This is a genomic window from Lacticaseibacillus absianus, assembly GCF_013407595.1.
Taxonomy (GTDB): Bacteria; Bacillota; Bacilli; order Lactobacillales; family Lactobacillaceae; genus Lacticaseibacillus; species Lacticaseibacillus absianus.
On the sequence record NZ_JABEKX010000001.1, the window covers coordinates 981436 to 999391 of the forward strand.

A 17956-nucleotide genomic window follows, 5' to 3' on the forward strand; every position below is an offset into this window, starting at 1 on the left:
GCTATGTATCTATCAAGAGTTGAGATCGACCTAACGAACCGACAAAAAACCAAGGAACTCAGTCATCTGGGCGCCTATCATAACCTGGTCGAACGCAGTTTCAGCTGGACCGAGGCCACATCGGCGCGCCCGCGCCACCTCTGGCGATTGGACCAGCTTCGGGGCCGGCTGTTTCTGCTCGTGTTGAGTGACACGCAACCGGATCTGGCTGTGCTTGGCCAATACGGTAGCCCTAGATTCGCACAGACGAAGGATTACGCACCGTTTTTGGCCACGCTTCAGGGCGGTCAGCAGATGCAATTCCGGCTGACCGCGAACCCGACGTATGCGGCGCCCCAACCAGACGGGGCGCGCGGGCGCGTCTACCCGCACGTCACCGTGGCGCAGCAGCGGCAGTGGCTGGCCGAGCGGGCAGACCGATTGGGGTTCGCGCTGGGCCGACCGGGGGATGACCCGGACCGTGCATTCGATCTCGTCAGCCGCGATCATCCGGTGATGCGGCACCGAGGGACGCGCGCAGTCCGGATGAGCCGCGTGTCGTATGAGGGCCTGCTGACGATCACCGATCTGGCGGTGTTCAAGCAGACGCTGGTGACGGGGATCGGACGAGAGAAGGCGTACGGGATGGGTCTGATGACCGTGATCCCGGGGTGAATGCATGGGTGAGATCAAGGCGGGCGCCAAAAAGCCAACGCTGACCGAGTTGCCGCGGGTCCGTGACCGGGTAACGTTCCTGTACTTAGAACACGCGAAGATCAGCCGACAGGACAGTGCGATCACTGTCGCCGACAGTCGCGGCACGGTTTTCGTCCCCGCCGCGCTGGTCAGCGTCTTGATGCTCGGTCCCGGCGTCGACGTCACGCATCGGGCGATGGAACTGATGGGCGACTGCGGGATGAGCGTGATCTGGGTCGGCGAACGCGGGATCCGGCAGTATGCACACGGCCGAGCGCTGAATCATTCCTCACGCTTACTTGAGGCGCAAGCGCGCCGCGTATCCAATGTCCGCATGCGGGTGGCGGTCGCGCGGCAGATGTACCAGATGCGATTCCCGGATCAAGATGTCAGCGGCCTATCCATGCAAGCCTTGCGCGGCAAGGAAGGGGCGCGGGTCCGGCGGGTCTACCTCGACCAATCGAAGCGGACCGGTGTGGCATGGGATAAACGCACGTACGATCCTGATGACTTTGCCGCCGGGACGCCGATCAATCAGGCGCTTTCGTCAGCCCATCAAGCGCTGTACGGGTTAGCGTACAGCGTGATCGTTGCGCTGGGTATGTCACCGGGCTTGGGTTTCGTTCATACAGGGCATGACCTGTCGTTCGTTTACGATTTTGCCGACCTCTACAAAGCGGAAGTGACGATCCCCATCGCGTTTCAAGTGGTGGCGCAGGCGCAGACTGGCGATGATATCGGCGCGCTCACGCGTCACGCTGTGCGGGACGCATTCGTTGACGGCAAGCTGATGCTGCGCATGGTCGGTGACCTAAAGCGGCTGATGGGAGAGCCGATTACCGAGGCAATCGATGCAGATCAGATCAGTCTGTGGGACGATAAGCAGGGGTTGCAGAAGTTCGGTGTCGCGTACCACGAGTTCAGCGGGGAGCCACGCTCATGATCGTACTCACACTATCTAAGGTGCCGCCCTCGTTGCGCGGCGATCTGACCAAATGGTACAGCGAGATCCAAACCGGCGTGTTTGTCGGCAACGTCAGTGCGCGTGTACGCGATCGCTTGTGGCAGCGGGTGTTGGCCAACATCGGTCACGGCGAGGCGACCATGGTGTTCAACGCCCAAAATGAATTGGGGTACCAGTTCCTGACCACCCGGGCAGATCATGCGGTCGTCGACTACGATGGGCTGCCCTTTATGATGCGGCGCGATCATACCGACACGACCGTTGACCCGGGCTTCAGCCAAGCCGCCAAGTTTCATCAGGCCCATAAGTATCAAGGACGACGCCGGTAAGTCGAGCCAGAGCACGCGGCTGCACCTGCACTGGTCGCGCTCGATCTAGAAACGACCGGACTGGATCCAGCCCATGATCAGATCATTGCGATCGGGGCGGTCAAGCGCGATGCAGACGGGCGAGAAAGCCGTTTCGATCAGCTTGTCAGTGATGTTGCGGCGATCCCATCAGCCGTGACGACGTTGACCGGTTTGTCACACGATCAGTTGGTCAAAAGCGGGCGCCCCCTGGCGGCGGTCCTCGCTGAGCTGAGTGACTTTGTTGGCCTGCTGCCCGTCATCGGGTACAACCTGCGTTTCGATGAGGCATTCTTGTTGAACGCCTTGCAGCGGGTCGGGCAGGCACGCTGGCCGAATAAGATGATCGATGTGAAGCCAAACGTGATGAAGGCCGAGCCATTCCTGGACAACTTTAAACTGAGCACGGTCTTAAAGCAGTATGGAGGAGTCAACGAGCAGCCACATCAGGCGCTGAGCGATGCGCGAGCGACGCTGCGATTGGCGGACAAGCTGATCGAGGGTGGCGCACTGAAACTTTAGTCTGCGATGACGCGGATGAGTAAGTGGTGACGAGGGGTCCCTCGAGAGGGGCTCTTCGGTTTCTAACCGATCAATCGGTCGCGCAAAGTGATTGAAACTCGGGGTGTGTGAGTTTGCAAAGTGCGGTAGCTCAGGGATCGTTTAGTGTATTCCCCGCGGATGCGGGGATGATCCTCTGACTGCCATCTAGTCAGGCCTCCGGTGCGCGTATTCCCCGCGGATGCGGGGATGATCCTTTCTCGCCGGCCGCGCTGCCAAGATGAAGCTCGTATTCCCCGCGGATGCGGGGATGATCCTCAGGCCGCCAGCCTTTGCGGCCCGTACAGCCTGTATTCCCCGCGGATGCGGGGATGATCCATCACCACGAGGTTGGCCCAGGGGTACTTTAGCGTATTCCCCGCGGATGCGGGGATGATCCCTAGTCGCAGACAACGTGGCATCCTTTACCGAGGTATTCCCCGCGGATGCGGGGATGATCCCGACGTGATCGTTTTATCCAACTCCAAAGAGCAGTATTCCCCGCGGATGCGGGGATGATCCCTTTCACCCCGATTTTGAGCCGGGACATGACGCGTATTCCCCGCGGATGCGGGGATGATCCTACGCCGCGGCGCTGGATGGTTGACCTCGCCAAGTATTCCCCGCGGATGCGGGGATGATCCCCCGAGCAACTCGACGCTGTCAGCGGGTGATGTGTATTCCCCGCGGATGCGGGGATGATCCCCCGCGAAAACCCTCCCCAGGGCAACGCAGAGTGTATTCCCCGCGGATGCGGGGATGATCCTTGATTCTGAGGCCTGCTCGCCACCACGCTTGAGTATTCCCCGCGGATGCGGGGATGATCCCGTTGCGATGTTGCTTGTTCAAACGCTGAATACGTATTCCCCGCGGATGCGGGGATGATCCTGAAGAGGTCGCTCAGACTTTCAACTCTCCGACGTATTCCCCGCGGATGCGGGGATGATCCCAGTTTAGTGCGACTAGTGTATATACGGCTTGCGTATTCCCCGCGGATGCGGGGATGATCCCAGCCCATCGGCGTGCTTTTCAGCGGTTCCGGTGTATTCCCCGCGGATGCGGGGATGATCCAAACGAGCAAGCGGCACAAGCCAAGAGGCCGAAGTATTCCCCGCGGATGCGGGGATGATCCAAAGTACGGGGTGCCGATCACGCTCGACGACAGGTATTCCCCGCGGATGCGGTGGTGATCCTCCGTTTGGTGCGGAGATTTCAGTTGCGGTGTCTGTTTTTCCAGCGGATACGGGGGATGATCGCCGATATGCTAAAGTCGGCGTTTCCCTAGGATGCAACTATTAACTCTCTAGACGCTACGGAACGTGTTGACCTAGATCAACGTCAGGAGCAGGATCAACTCACAGCGAAAGCAGGCTTTGCCGGTCAGTGGTCTATGTCTTTAGATCGAGCGGGATAATATTTGGATACTAGGCCAGTTCGTTGGGCAGGAGCAACTGATCACTGAATACGAAATGTGATCAATGCCTGGTCGTCAGGTCCATGAGATACCTGATGTTCAGCGTTGCATCGCGATTGCTAACTGACTAGACAAGCGCCATGCTCCCCAACCTGTCGCCCAGCCAGCCGCTCACTATAGGCGCGACCAAAGACACGTGCCCGCAGTCGATCACCTAGTGACCGACCGTGGGCACGCCTTTTTGGTGTCATTGACCACGTGCAGGCGCGAACGCAAAAGCGCGGACGGGTAGTCGGGCTTGTAACGCGGGTCGGACCGGCATTTTAGTCGGTGAATTTCCCGAAAATTTATATAATCATTCGTAAATACAAAAAATGCAAAGGTTTCTTACAAATATTGACTCAGTTGAGGAAACGCCTAATGATACACTGAGCTTAATTTAATCGTTAGCTCAAACTGAAGTCGGTAGGAGGAACCCCCGATGCGAAATAAACCTTATCGTCAACTTTCACAAGATCTGATGGATGAAAAGCGTCATTACCGGATGTATAAATCAGGCAAGTCCTGGGCAGTTGCTGGTGCAAGTCTGCTGTTTGCGGGCATGCTGATGGTGCAACGGCAAAGTGTTGTGCAGGCAGATGACACCGATGAGATGACGGTCAGCGCCGCGGCGACGAGCACGCCCGCCGTGGCGCAGGCCACGGCGATGCGCACCGGTACGGCAGCGACTGTCGCGGCGCAGACCATCACGAGCGCAACGGCACTCGATCAGTTGGTGATGCCGGTGACGCTGCAGGATCTGACTGCCCCAGACTGGACGGCGGCAGATTTCGATTATAGCCAAGTCCAGATCGATCAGCCGGGGACATATCCGGTGACGCTCAGCACGCAGGGGCTGGCGGCGCTGCAGGCAGCCAATCCGACGGTGCAACTATCGGCAGCGAACGTTGCGGCGGGAACGCTGACCGTTCAGGCGGCCACTCAAGCGGATCAAGGTACGACGACTGCGGCGCCAGTCGCGACAGGCACGACGTCGGCGACCACGGACGAGACACCTGCAGTGCAGGCGCAGACGGTCGCCCAGCCGAGCGTGACGGGCCAGACCCCGGCCGCCACGGCACAAGCGACGCCTGCGCCAGCTCCCGCGCCGAGCACAGCGCGGGCGTCGGTGACGACGTCCACGGACACGATCGGGTATAACAGTGGGGCCAACAGCTTAGAGATCACCTATGCGATGCAGGCGACAGCGGGAGATTCCTTCAGCATCACAGTCCCGGCCAGCACGGCTGTTTTGGGTGAAACGGAAGACGTCGCGGTCACGAAGCTCGCGCCGCAGCAGGGGACCACCACGGTCAGCCCGAATGCGGATGGGTCACTCACAGTCACGAATGTGTTCACCGCCGGCGGGAGCTACCAGCAGACGATCACGGTCCCGATGAAGGGCAACGGACGGGCACAGGTCACGCCGCTCGATGAGGTCGGGACGACGACGCTCAGTGGCACATACGCACTCAACGGTGAGCAGATCGGGACCTATCAGATCACTCAGGTCGTGGCCCCACAGGCTGACTTGGCGACGCCTACTCGGGTGAACCCGTCGGTGGCCACTGTGGCCGGGATCCTGCCAGACACGACATATGTCTATGAGTTTGACGTCAACGAGACGACCGGGGTGGGCAATGAGGCGAATTCTGCGCTGTTAGTCAACTCGGCGGTCAACTACGGCACGACGGTGACGATCCCGGTCCCAACGGGGTTCGTGTTGGATCAGGCCCTGACGGATAAGCTGAATGGCTTCACTGACGGCACGACGATCGTACAAGACGGCGGCGCGGGGCATGATCTGGTGATCACGGTCCCCAAAGGCGCTGGGGGTCAAAACTTTGACAACAAGCGCGGATACTTGATCGCCGGGGCTTATGCCGTGGCACAGGCTGACACCGCGACGCCGCTGACTGCCAGTGGCGTCGCAACGATGGTCCAACAGATCAGCGATGACCCGACTGACACGCTGACGTTCACCACCGGTGCGGCATGGACTGATAACCTGTTGCCGACCGGCGATGCGGGCGCCGTGAATGTGGAGGTCGCGCTCAAGGGAAACAGCTCGGCCGCATCGAGCCAACTATTGCTGGACGGCGACTTGACCAACGATCCCGAAGCGTTGGAGACCTTCACGGTCAACTACAACGCTGCTGCGGCAACGTCGGCGCTGACGATCACGATCACGGTCCCGGATGGCTACAATGCCGACCGGCTCGCTGTGCCCGCCGCGGACGCTTCGACGAGTGCATACCTGCCGCAGACGATGAGCTATCAGTACACGCTGACACTGGCGGATGGGACGACAGAGACCGGGACCGTGGCGGCTGGCGGCGTGATCACGCGCACTGGCACGGCGGCGATCCGTCAGGCGGTCCTGACGCCGGATCTCGTGGACGCCGGGGCGGCCAGTGGCAAGTTTACCCTCTACGGGCACCTCAGCGCTGCTTACGATGACGGGACGGCGGTCGAGTTAGACGACCAGCTGACCACAACGGTCACGCTGGCCGGAATCGACGACCAGCTGCACGCTTTTTCACACACCCAGACGGTCACGGCGGCAAGCGCTCGGGCGACCGCTTATGTCTATCACGGGGATAAGTCTGCTGGCGCAGCCGGCGGCTATGTGACGATGATGGGCTCCGGGAACTACACGCTGACGACGGAAGAGGTGTTCGAGCCGATCCTCTACTTCGTTCTGCCGAAGGACACGGGGATCACCTCGATCCAAGCGACGCTCAGCTCTGAGCACGATGGACAGCCGCGAGTCGCCGGCCACCCAACGATCACTCAGTTCCAGGCGGATGACGGACGCACGGTGGTCAAGGTGGACTACACGGGCACCGGCGAATCGATCAACACGCGCACGACTGGCGCTGGGGCAAGTATTTCACTAGAAAACCTTGCAGATGCACTCGCGGGCACGTCACAGTTTGCGCTGTACATGACGTCGCCAGTCACGCAGATCGTTGCAGCGAGCTACGGTACAAGCGTGTCGCAGCCGAACGTGACCGATCTGTCACTGACAGGCGGAGACGCCAATGCGATCCTGCTGGGGACCGCTGACTGGGCGATCACTACGGTGCCAGGGGTCTATGGGGCTTCCTCAGCGCAAGCAGATGAGCCGAACCCGGTGACGAACGCACAAAGCGATAAGGCGAGCACCAACCCACTGACGTTCTATACCTCGCTGACGAACAACACGGGCGAGGTGATCAGTGGGACCGTGGCCACGGTGGTCAACCTGCCGGAGACGGGTCAAAACGGCTCAACGTTCACCTTCCAGATGACCGGTCCAGTGTCACTTCCGGCCGGGATCACCGGCACGGTCTACTACGCGACGACGCAAGCCGTGCTGGCGAAGGATCAGACTAGCTTCGACACCACTGGCTACGTGACGGCTGATCAGGTGACCGACTGGACAGCGATCCGCTCGCTGTATATCCAAGTGGACGGACTGGCGGCGAACACGACCACCGGCCGGCTGGCGATCCAAGGCCAGACCAGCGTGCCAGAAGCCTCTCTGGTGGGCACGATCGGCTACTTGCAGACAGGCTTTTTCGCCCCGTCGTTGGTCGTGAGCACGGATGACCGCGCGGCGTCGATCGCGATCACTGGGCACTCAACGCTCAACGCGCGCTTCCACTACGTTGATGCGGCGGGCGCTGACCAGTACGTCGACTTGACAGACCTGAGTCGGACGCTAGCGGAACAGGTCGATCCGGTTTTTGCCGACTATCCGACGACGCAGGATGCGCTGTCAGCGGTAGACCAGACGCTGATCCCGGCCGGCTACCAGCTGAGCGGTGAGCCGTTGAAGTTGGTCGCTGGTGGGACCAACCAGATCTTAGCGGACGCAGCGACGGCGGGCGACCTCGTGATGCGTGGCGACTTCGATGGCGCGTACATTCAGTATGAACTGGCGCCACTGACCGACGTGCTGACGGTCACCTATGTCGATGTCCTCACTGGCGAGACGCTCCAGACTGATGAAGTGGCGGGGCGGCTTGGCGAAACGGGGACCTACACTGTCGAAGCGGTGCCGCAGTATGAGCTGGCGGCTGGTCAAGCGGGTGAGCTGACCTACACGATCGCGACCGGGAATACCGACGACCTGACGGTGCGGTTGACCCACCAGCTGACCCGCGGCACGGCCGAGACGACCCGGACGATCACATACAAGATCGCCGGGGGTGATCAGACCAAGGCACCAGCGACCGAAGTCCAGACGCTTCGTTGGGACACGGTGACCGATGAGGTGACCGGGACCACCGTGGCGACGGCCCAAGGCGGCTACGCGGCGGTTGACAGCCCGACGCTCGCCGGGTACACGCCGGATAAAGATCAAGTGGCGGCGCAGTGGCCAGCGGCGGTGGTCGGCACCCCGCAGAATGCGGCGGCTACGGTGACGTACACGGCGGCGCCTGCGACCTTGGCGATCGATTACGTCGATGATGTCACGGGTGCGGTGCTCAAGCTCGAGACGCACACCGGGGTCACCGATCAGACGCTCAGTTACACCGCTGACCTGACCGATCTGGCCGACGGGTACGTTTTGGCCAAAAACCAGGCCGAAACGGGTGCGGTCATCCTAGGCCCATCAACGACCAGTGTGACGATCCACCTGACCCACCAGCTGACCCGCGGCACGGCCGAGACGACGCGGACGATCACATACAAGATCGCCGGGTCCGATCAGACCAAGGCGCCAGCGGCCGAAGTCCAGACACTTCGCTGGGACACGGTGACCGATGAGGTGACCGGGACCACCGTGGCGACGGCCCAAGGCGGCTACGCGGCGGTCGCCAGCCCGACGCTCGCCGGCTACACGCCAGATAAAGATCAAGTAGCAGCGCAGTGGCCAGCGGCGGTGGTCGGCACCCCGCAGAATGCGGCGGCTACGGTGACGTACACGGCGGCGCCTGCGACCTTGGCGATCGATTACGTCGATGATGTCACGGGTGCGGTGCTCAAGCTCGAGACGCACACCGGGGTCACCGATCAGACGCTCAGTTACACCGCTGACCTGACCGATCTGGCCGACGGGTACGTTTTGGCCAAAAACCAGGCCGAAACGGGTGCGGTCATCCTAGGCCCATCAACGACCAGTGTGACGATCCACCTGACCCACCAGTTGACCCGCGGCACGGCGGAGACGACCCGGACGATCACATACAAGATCGCCGGGGGCGATCAGACCAAGGCGCCAGCGGCCGAAGTCCAGACGCTTCGCTGGGACACGGTGACCGATGAGGTGACCGGGACCACCGTGGCGACGGCCCAAGGCGGCTACGCGGCGGTCGCCAGCCCGACGCTCGCCGGCTACACGCCGGATGAAGCTCAAGTGGCGGCGCAGTGGCCGGCGGCAGTGGTCGGCACCCCGCAGAATGCGGCGGCTACGGTGACGTACACGCCAGCCCGCGCCAGCGTGACGCTCAACTATGTCGACCAGACTGACGGCCGCATCGTCAAGTTCACGACGCTACCTGGTGTCACCGATCAGACGCTCACTTACACGGCGGACCTCTCGGACCTTGCCGGATACGTTCTGGCGTCGGGGCAAGTGGCCGGCGGAACGGTCACCTTGTCGCAGGCCACCGGGATCATCGAGATCAAGGTAACGCATCAGCTGACCCATGCGACGCTCGAGACCACCCGGACGATCACCTACAAGATCGACGGGCCGGATCAGACGCTCGCGCCAGCAGCCAAGCAGCAGACCATCACTTGGGTGACGACGACCGATGAAGTCACCGGCGCAACGGTGGCGACGGCACACGGCGTCTATGGTGCTGTCGATAGTCCATCGGTCCCAGGCTACACGCCGGATCGCAAGCAGGTGGCCGAGCTGGTGCCCGCACCGAGCGTGACGCGGCCGACGGATTCAGAAGAAGTGGTCACCTACAAGAAAAATGCGACTGGTCAAGTCGGCGATGGTGATGTTCAAGTGAAGACGCAGGTGCCAGAGGGCGTGAGTGTGACACAAGAAGACTACTACAACAACCTGACCCCAGGTGGGGTTGACGGTGGTGTTCAAGTGAAAACGCAAGTGCCAGAGGGCGTGAGCGTGACGCAAGAAGACTACTACAACAACCTGACCCCAGGTGGGGTCGACGGTGGTGTTCAAGTGAAGACGCAAGTGCCAGAGGGCGTGAGCGTGGCGCAAGAAGACTACTACAACAACCTGACCCCAGGTGGGGTCGACGGTGGTGTTCAAGTGAAGACGCAAGTGCCAGACGGCGTGAGTGTGACACAAGAAGACTACTACAACAACCTGACCCCAGGAGAAGTTGATGGTGGTGTTCAAGTGAAAACGCAAGTGCCAGACGGCGTGAGTGTGACACAAGAAGACTACTACAACAACCTGACCCCAGGAGAAGTTGATGGTGGTGTTCAAGTGAAGACGCAAGTGCCAGAGGGCGTGAGTGTGACACAAGAAGACTACTATAACAACCTGACCCCAGGTGAAGTCGACGGTGGTGTTCAAGTGAAGACGCAGATCCCAGACGGTGTGAGCGTGACGCAAGAAGACTACTACAACAACCTGACCCCAGGTGAAGTCGACGGTGGTGTTCAAGTGAAAACGCAAGTGCCAGCCGGTGTGAGCGTGACACAAGAAGACTACTACAACAACCTGACCCCAGGTGAAGTCGACGGTGGTGTTCAAGTGAAGACGCAAGTGCCAGAGGGTGTGAGCGTGACACAGGTGAATGATGATGCGCACCGCACACCAGCCCACGGCGCGGCGACCCGCACAACGGGTGACCGGCAAGCGCGGCAGCTCCCGCAAACAGGGGAAGCGCACAATCTGGCGCTGACGCTGAGTGGGTTGACCGTCCTTGGCCTCCTGCTGGGGCTGGATGGGTTCCGCAAGCGACGGAAGGCAGATCGATCCTGATAGAGGCAAGTGCTAGCGCTCAGCGACAGACGTGCAGTCTGCGCTGGGCGTTTTTGTGTCCACTCGGCTAACGATGGGTATAAGTGACTGAAGTGGTGGCAAATAATCATTTATTTTATCGAGCGCCCCAACTGGGAAAATGGTCGTAAATCGCGAGCGGGCGGCATCCGAATGCCCTGGGACGCTATTGGTCCGAGTTCCCGCCCACTTGTTTTTGCCCCGATCAGCGGGCATGATTAGTGCTAATGATGGAATAAGGAAGTGTATTCAATGACACAGTATGCGACGACCAGCGCGTACCTGGAAGCGGTGCGGGCCACACATCACATTCGGATCAAAGCCCTTTGCGCGTATGTCGGGTTCTCCCCGCGCACGTATCAGCGGATCGTGCGCGGTGAGGCGAGTCCTACGGTAGATGAATTTTGCCGGTGGCTCGCGTTTTTGCACGTGATCCCCAGCGAGCGCCTGCATGAGGTGATGATGGGGGAGCTATTCCCGATCACTACCGCACAAAACGAGCTCCTGACGCAGCTGCGAGCGCCGGGGGCGGTGGCTGCGCCAGACGCGATGCGTGCGCGGATCGCGGCGTACGCGAAGCAGACCGAGCAGAGCGACTTTAGCCTGCTGGACCAGCTCCTCGACCTGCGGCTCAGCGCGGATCCGACTCGCCAACAGGCGCTGGCCAAGGCGGTGATCACCGCCTTGCAGACGCGCGATCACTGGTCGAACTTTGAGATCCAGTGTTTCTTGGTCGTCGAGCCACACCTCAACTGGTCGGTGGTCTCGCACTGCATGGATCGCTACATGTGCTTTCCAGACGCGCCGAACAAGGTGACATGGGCACCGAGCGACTACTTTTTGGCCTGGGCGGTGCCGCTACAGGCAGGCTACGTGCAGGCGGCGGCACGGACACACATCTGTGAGAACGTCTGCCAGGCCTTGGCGTGGGATCAGGCGATCCGGCGCATGAAGTGGGATCCGGACTACGATCACCAGGCGACCAGTGCGCTGTGTCAGCGACTGATCACCGTCTTCGAGGCCCCTGAGGTCACGCCCACAGCGATCGAGGCGGTGTTTCAGCCGACGCTGGCCGCGATGGCGGCTTTGACGGCGACGCAGCCGCTCCAGCTGATGGATCAATTCGAGGCGCTGCGCCAGGCGCTGTTGGCTGCAGGGGACTATCATCATGACCACCGGCCGCGCCACCGCGCAACGCCGTTACCGCTGCCGTACACCCCGGCGGCGGGCATCGGGGCGCGGTTCGATCAGCTGCGGCGGGCGCAGGGCGTCAGCATCAAGTCGCTGTGTCGGCTCGCTGGGTTCTCGCGCGACGTCTACCGGCACTTTCAGGACGGCAGCGGGTCGCTACGGTTGGCGCAGCTCTGCCGGGCGCTGGATTGCATTCACGTGGCCTTCGATGAGCTGGTGACGACGCGTGATCTCCCGTTTTGGTCGACGCTCGTGGCCTCACTGGCGCAGGCGCTGCCGGTGTACGCCCAAAAAGGCGAGCTGCCGCCCGACTTTGCCGCTAAAAGTAAGGCGCTGCATGAGCAGGCGGTGGCGGTCGACAATCCGCTGTTCTTGACCGGGTGGCTGGTCGTGATGATGAGCAGTGAGGAGACCCTTGGCCACTACGACGCCGCCGGACCGTACGCCAGGCAGCTGCTGACGCTGCTGGCGGGGTACGAGGAATGGGACACCCGGGATTACTACACCTTAGCGGACGCAGGGGATCACGCGGACCTGGCGTCTGCGCAGTTGACCATGCGGCGGTTAGTCAACGCAGTCAAAAAACCACAGTCGATGCTCGGGCAGACCCCAATGGCGATCTGGCCGGCGTATTGGACCGGGTTGTTGACCGTCGGGTATCGGTCGATGGACGCCGGCGCGGTGCGCGCTGTGACGCGGGTGATTCGGCAGATCGGGGCTCCGGTCCGATACGGGGCGAACACCATTTTGTGGGGGATCATGCAGCACTACGCGGCGTACATCGAGCAGGTCTTGACGCAAGGACGTGCGGCCGCCGCCCCGCAGTGGACGGCGTTGTGCGCGCAGATCCAGCAGATCACGCCGGATGAAGGCAACTGGGCCATGCGCCTCTTAGACGCGAACCGCAACACGTGGACCGCCCTGTTGCGCCCGTGAGCAGCACCAAGACTTGGCTTCTCGACCATGTGACTGAATCGCGCAAGACGGCGACTTGATCGCCGTTTTTTTGCGCACGCTGACATAAAACTGCCAAAATTGGGTCTTTTTGACCGTTTGAGCGCCGCCGAGCGTTTCTGCGTTTAAGATATTAGTTAATCACTGATTACAAATTTTTTATTGAAAAACTGGAATTGGCGACTAGCAAAGGAGGCGGGTGTCGCAGGCAGGCAATTGCTTGCGTGATCAGATCCAGCGGCCGGCGTGGCCCCAGACGGGCACGCTCAGCCGCCGCGGCGCGAGGAGCGACGCAGGAGTTTTGGGGGAGCTTTATCCGGAGTGTATGACCTGGAGGACACTATGAAAGCAAGTAAACTTGACCAACGCGTCGCGCCTCGCGAGGTGAAGGCGCACTTCAAGCTGTATAAATCTGGCAAACTGTGGGTCACCGCCGGCATCTTGGCGACGGCGATCGGCACGTACGCGGTGACCGGGACCCCGGTCCAAGCCGCGACCACAACGACCGATGCCGATACGAGCACCGCTGATATGATCGCCAAGAGTCACGCCGCGATCTTGCGCTCGTCACAAACGGCGGCACCGACGAAGGCCGATCAGGCGGCCAAGGCCGCTGAAGACCAGCCGGCGACTGACACCGCCACTCAGGGCGCAGGGACCGCTGAGGCCGCCTCGACCAGTGCGACCACGACTGCCAGTGCGCCGACGACGCAGACGCCGGCTGCAACGCGCAAGACGTCGACACCGACGCAAGCCGCCGCGACCAACCAGGCGACGGCGCAGACCAACGGCAGCACAGCGACTACCGGACAGGCCACCGATGAGGACGTGACGACTGCGACGTACCATAACGTCAACACCAAAGGCGAGCAGATCGCCCCTGATCAGACGCAGACGATCACCAAGACCAATGGTGGGGTGGTGCCAAGTGCGCCAACCGTTGAGGGTTACACGTTGGCCAAGGAGGTCGTGAATTCGCCGGGGGCCGTGGATCATGATCAGTCGGTCAACTCCATCGTCATCGACTACGCTCAGCAGACGCTGACCACGTATACCGGGGCGAACGGGACTGGTAGCGTGGTCAAATCCCTGCAGGTCTCGTCACTGTCCGACAAGGATAAGGTCGCCCTGGCGTACAACGGATTCAACTTCGACCCAAGAACGGCCTTTGACATTGAGGCGGACAAGATCGGGCAATTCGTCAGCGAAACCGCCAAGCATATTCTCGTCAAGGATTGGTGGGATCAGTTCGTTAAGCTCGGTGGGGACCACTCCTACGTGTACATGACCGAGGAGGAGCTGAAGGCGGCCCCGACCGCGGACGGGACGCTGACCGCAGTCTTCCATGCGGCCGACAGCCAAGGGGCGCAGATCGCGCCGGATCAGACGATGACAATCACGAAGACCGGCGCTGGCGTGGTCCCAAGCGCACCTACCGTGGCTGGCTATACGGTCAGCCAGGAGGTCGTCAGCAACCTGCCGGAATGGCAAGACGCCGGGCGTCAGATCGGCTCGTTCGTCATGGATTACACGACGCAGACGCTCAAGGTATACGCCGGCAAGGATGGCCAGGGTGAGCTATATCGGACCCTCACGTTCAGCGAGCTGACGACTGCGGAAAAGGTCGGCCTCGCGTACTTCGGCCTTAACTTTGACCCGAGTGAGCCCTTCGACATGGCGGCAGATCAGATCGCCAAGTTCGACAGCCCCGAAGCCAAGAATGACTTCGTCTACGACTGGTGGCGACAGGTCATCGCGGCCGGCGGCGAGTTCACCTATGTCTATCAGCCGGCAGCCGACGGGACGACCCCGCCGGCCAGTGATGGGAGCGTGCGGGCGGACTTCACTTATGTGGACGAGGCGGGCAACACAGTGGCGCCGACCAAGACGTTCACTGCAAGTGCGACACACATCGACATCGTGCCAAGCGCGGTGCAAGTGGCCGGTCGCACGCTGGAAAAAGAGGTGATCAACGGCCAGTTTGAGGGGTTCGATGACAGTGTCATCGGCTCGATCATCGTTGACTACACGCGGCAGACGCTGACTACCTACACTGGCGCTAACAGCACGGGCACGCTGCTCAAGGCGATCGCGTTCTCCGAAATGACAGTCAACGATAAGGTCGGCTTTGCCTATAACGGGATCTTGATCGATCCGGATCAGCCGTTCGACATTATGGCCGATACGGTCGCGAACATCGGCAGTGAGGCGGTCAAAGTCGACCGCACCATTGACTGGTGGCAGGAATTCAACGCGGTAGGGGGGACGCATGCCTTCGTCTACACGGCGGTCGGTGAGGCGCCAACGACGGACCTGGTCAGCGAGGACAAAGTCCGGGCGGCGTTCACCTATGTCGACGAGGCCGGTCAGACGATTGCACCGAGTCAGACGCTGACCACGACGACGTGGCAGGCCGGGGTCATCCCGGGGGCTGTGACGGTCACCGGATACACCTTGCAAAAAGAGGTGGTCAACACGCCGCAGCTCAACGACGGTGCTAACGTTCAGGGCGCCGTGGCCAACTCCTACGTGGTCGACTACGGCCAGCAGACCCTGACCGTCTACCGCGGGCTGAATGGGACTGGCGCGATCATCAAGTCGATCGCGTTCGGCGCGATCGATCTCAATGACCGCATTGCCTTAGCCTATAACGGGATCATGATCGATCCAACGCAGCCGTCATTCGATATGGCGGCCGATACGATCGGCCACTTCGTTAGCCCAGAGGCGAAGTTGATCCTGAGCTTCAACTGGTGGCGCAATTTCGTGCTCCAAAAAGGGACGCACACCTTCGTCTACACCAAGGACCCGGAGACGGTGACCCACGGGACGACGACCAGCACCCGCACGATCGTATTTGTCGATGAAGCCGGTAATTCGCTGGCAGACCCGATTACGCAGACGGTGACCTACCGCACGAGCACGAATGGGGAAGGTGAGACGGTCTATACCGCCCAAGGCGTCTACAGTCCGGAAGCCGCGCCGACGATCGCCGGCTACACGCCGGATCAGTCGCTGATCGCCGCAGATTACCCGGGGACGGGGATCGGCACGCCGCAGGATACGGTCGTGACCGTGACCTACACGAAGACCCAGTTTGTGACCGGTGAAGTCAGCGATGGCCCGATCAAGCAGACGATGATCCCAGAGGGCCTGAGCGTGACGGCGGCAGATTACTATAACAACCTGACGCCGGGCGAAGTGGCCGGCGGGGTGCAAGTGAAGACGCAGAGCCCAGACGCCTTGAGTGTGACGCCTGAGGATTACTACGACTACTTGCCTGCGACACCGGTCGGTCAACTGAGCGATGGCCTGATCACCAAGATGCAGATCCCAGCAGGCGTAAGCGTCACGGCAGCGGATTACTATAACAACCTGACACCGGGTGAAGTGGCCGGCGGCGTGCAAGTGAAGACGCAGATCCCGGCAGGGGTGAGCGTGACGGCGGCGGATTACTACAACAACCTGACGCCAGGCGAAGTGGCTGGTGGCGTCGTCGTTCAGACGATGATCCCAGCGGGCCTGAGCGTGACGGCGACGGACTATTACGACCACCGGACACCAACGACCGATCGCGGTGAGACCAAGACGCCGGGGCAGCCGAGTCGCTTAGGTGGCGACCAGACGACCAGCACGCAGACACCGACGCAGCCGAAGCTCGCGGTGACGGTCAGCGAAGGTGAGACCAGCACGCCTCAGGCGGGCGCGACGACGCAAGCCAGTGCGGCCACTGCGCACTTGCCGCAGACCGGTGACGCCATGAACGCTGCGCTGGCCCTGAGTGGGCTGGGCGTGATGGCGCTGATGGGCCTGGCCGGGGCGACCCGGCGCAAGCATGACGAAGCGAAGTGAGCGCGATCACGCGCTGACGGCTGCTGATGACTGAACTTTTTTGGGGGGGAACGGCTGGGTGCAGCCGTCCCCCTTTATTGTGGACCTTGTTGGCGAGGTCCACTGAAGCCCAGCCGCATGAAGCGGCGGGGGGTGAAAGGACCGAAGAGAATGAACAATCGCAAACAACTGATCGACTTGACTGGCCAGCGGTTCGGCCGGCTGACGGTGCTGGGGCGGGCCAAGCAACGCTCGGCCAACCGCAACGCCCGCTGGGAGTGCCTGTGTGACTGCGGGAAGCACAAGGTTGTGGAAGGGTACCACCTGCGCCACGGGCTGGTGGCCAGCTGCGGGTGCCTGCGGGTCGAAACGTCGCGCAAAATGGCCGCCCAGGCGCTACTGCCGTATGCGGACCACGACGGCTCGGCGTTCAAGAATGAGGCGGGAGTCTATTACAGCTCGCTGATCCGCTCGAAGCGTAACCGATCGGGCACCATCGGCGTGTCGTATGATCACCAAAAAGAACGCTGGGTCGCCCGCTTACGGTTTCACGGGGAATACGTCTTGAACAAGACGACCAAAACGCGTGAGCAGGCGATCGCCCTGCGACAGCAAGCACTGAGCGCGAGGCGACTGGCAGGACAAAAGCACCAGTCGCTCGAATGTGTGAATCTAGCGCGTCGCTCGGGGGATGACGCTAGGCATGGCGCGGTGTTGTAGGCGGCACCCCGGCTGGTAAGACCAAGTCGCGCGAGTTTGGTCGACTTTATGAGTCGCAACTCGACACCGCCAGCGCGATGATGAGGCGCTTCGGCGACACGCGCTTGCATGAGGCAACCCGTGACTTGTGGCAGTGGTCGTCTGCATTATTGCGCCGCATAACGGCACGCACCTGGTCGCGTTGGCTGACGCCACGTGAACGGGCGGGTGCCGTTTTGGGCGTGATGCGGTTAGGACCATTGGGGCGGCGAGCGGGGCGCTCTAGGGTTGACACGGCACTCCCTTAATGGTTTAATGGTTCGAAAGAAAGAACGGATGAATGAAGACGCCGGGCGCCACTTGGGCCAGCCGATGACGGCCCA

General features: G+C 61.4%; 8 protein-coding genes and 1 CRISPR repeat array. All 8 genes read left to right on the plus strand.

The features are described from left to right. Positions 1–3 precede the first annotated feature (3 nt). Positions 4–654 carry a type I-E CRISPR-associated protein Cas6/Cse3/CasE gene (gene cas6e, locus HII33_RS04165; protein ID WP_179394524.1) on the plus strand — a complete coding sequence of 217 codons (651 nt, stop codon included), beginning with the start codon at positions 4–6 and terminating at the stop codon, positions 652–654. A 4-nt stretch (positions 655–658) separates the two neighbouring features. Then, on the plus strand, positions 659–1618 hold the full coding sequence (cas1e, locus tag HII33_RS04170; RefSeq protein ID WP_179394525.1) for a type I-E CRISPR-associated endonuclease Cas1e: 960 nt from the start codon (positions 659–661) through the stop codon (positions 1616–1618). Further along, positions 1615–1968, plus strand: coding sequence for a type I-E CRISPR-associated endoribonuclease Cas2e (gene cas2e, locus HII33_RS13950; protein ID WP_343036827.1), 354 nt, complete (start codon positions 1615–1617; stop codon positions 1966–1968). Before cas1e ends, cas2e begins: the two co-directional genes overlap by 4 nt. 30 nt (positions 1969–1998) lie before the next feature. After that, positions 1999–2508, plus strand: a complete 510-nt coding sequence (locus HII33_RS13955) for a 3'-5' exonuclease (protein WP_343036831.1) — start codon at positions 1999–2001, stop codon at positions 2506–2508. Between the two features lie 146 nt (positions 2509–2654). Further along, positions 2655–3719: a CRISPR direct-repeat array (repeat unit 28 nt; unit sequence GTATTCCCCGCGGATGCGGGGATGATCC). Between the two features lie 702 nt (positions 3720–4421). Then, positions 4422–10880, plus strand: a complete 6459-nt coding sequence (locus HII33_RS04180; RefSeq protein ID WP_179394526.1) for a mucin-binding protein — start codon at positions 4422–4424, stop codon at positions 10878–10880. Between the two features lie 270 nt (positions 10881–11150). After that, the gene (locus HII33_RS04185; RefSeq protein ID WP_179394527.1) at positions 11151–13025 is read left to right on the plus strand and encodes a helix-turn-helix transcriptional regulator; all 1875 of its coding nucleotides are present in this window, start codon (positions 11151–11153) and stop codon (positions 13023–13025) included. A 360-nt stretch (positions 13026–13385) separates the two neighbouring features. Further along, positions 13386–16895: a KxYKxGKxW signal peptide domain-containing protein gene (locus HII33_RS04190; RefSeq protein ID WP_179394528.1), complete on the plus strand. Its 3510-nt coding sequence runs from the start codon at positions 13386–13388 to the stop codon at positions 16893–16895. A 150-nt stretch (positions 16896–17045) separates the two neighbouring features. Then, positions 17046–17594, plus strand: coding sequence for an AP2 domain-containing protein (locus tag HII33_RS04195; RefSeq protein ID WP_179394529.1), 549 nt, complete (start codon positions 17046–17048; stop codon positions 17592–17594). The last annotated feature ends 362 nt before the right edge of the window (positions 17595–17956 follow it).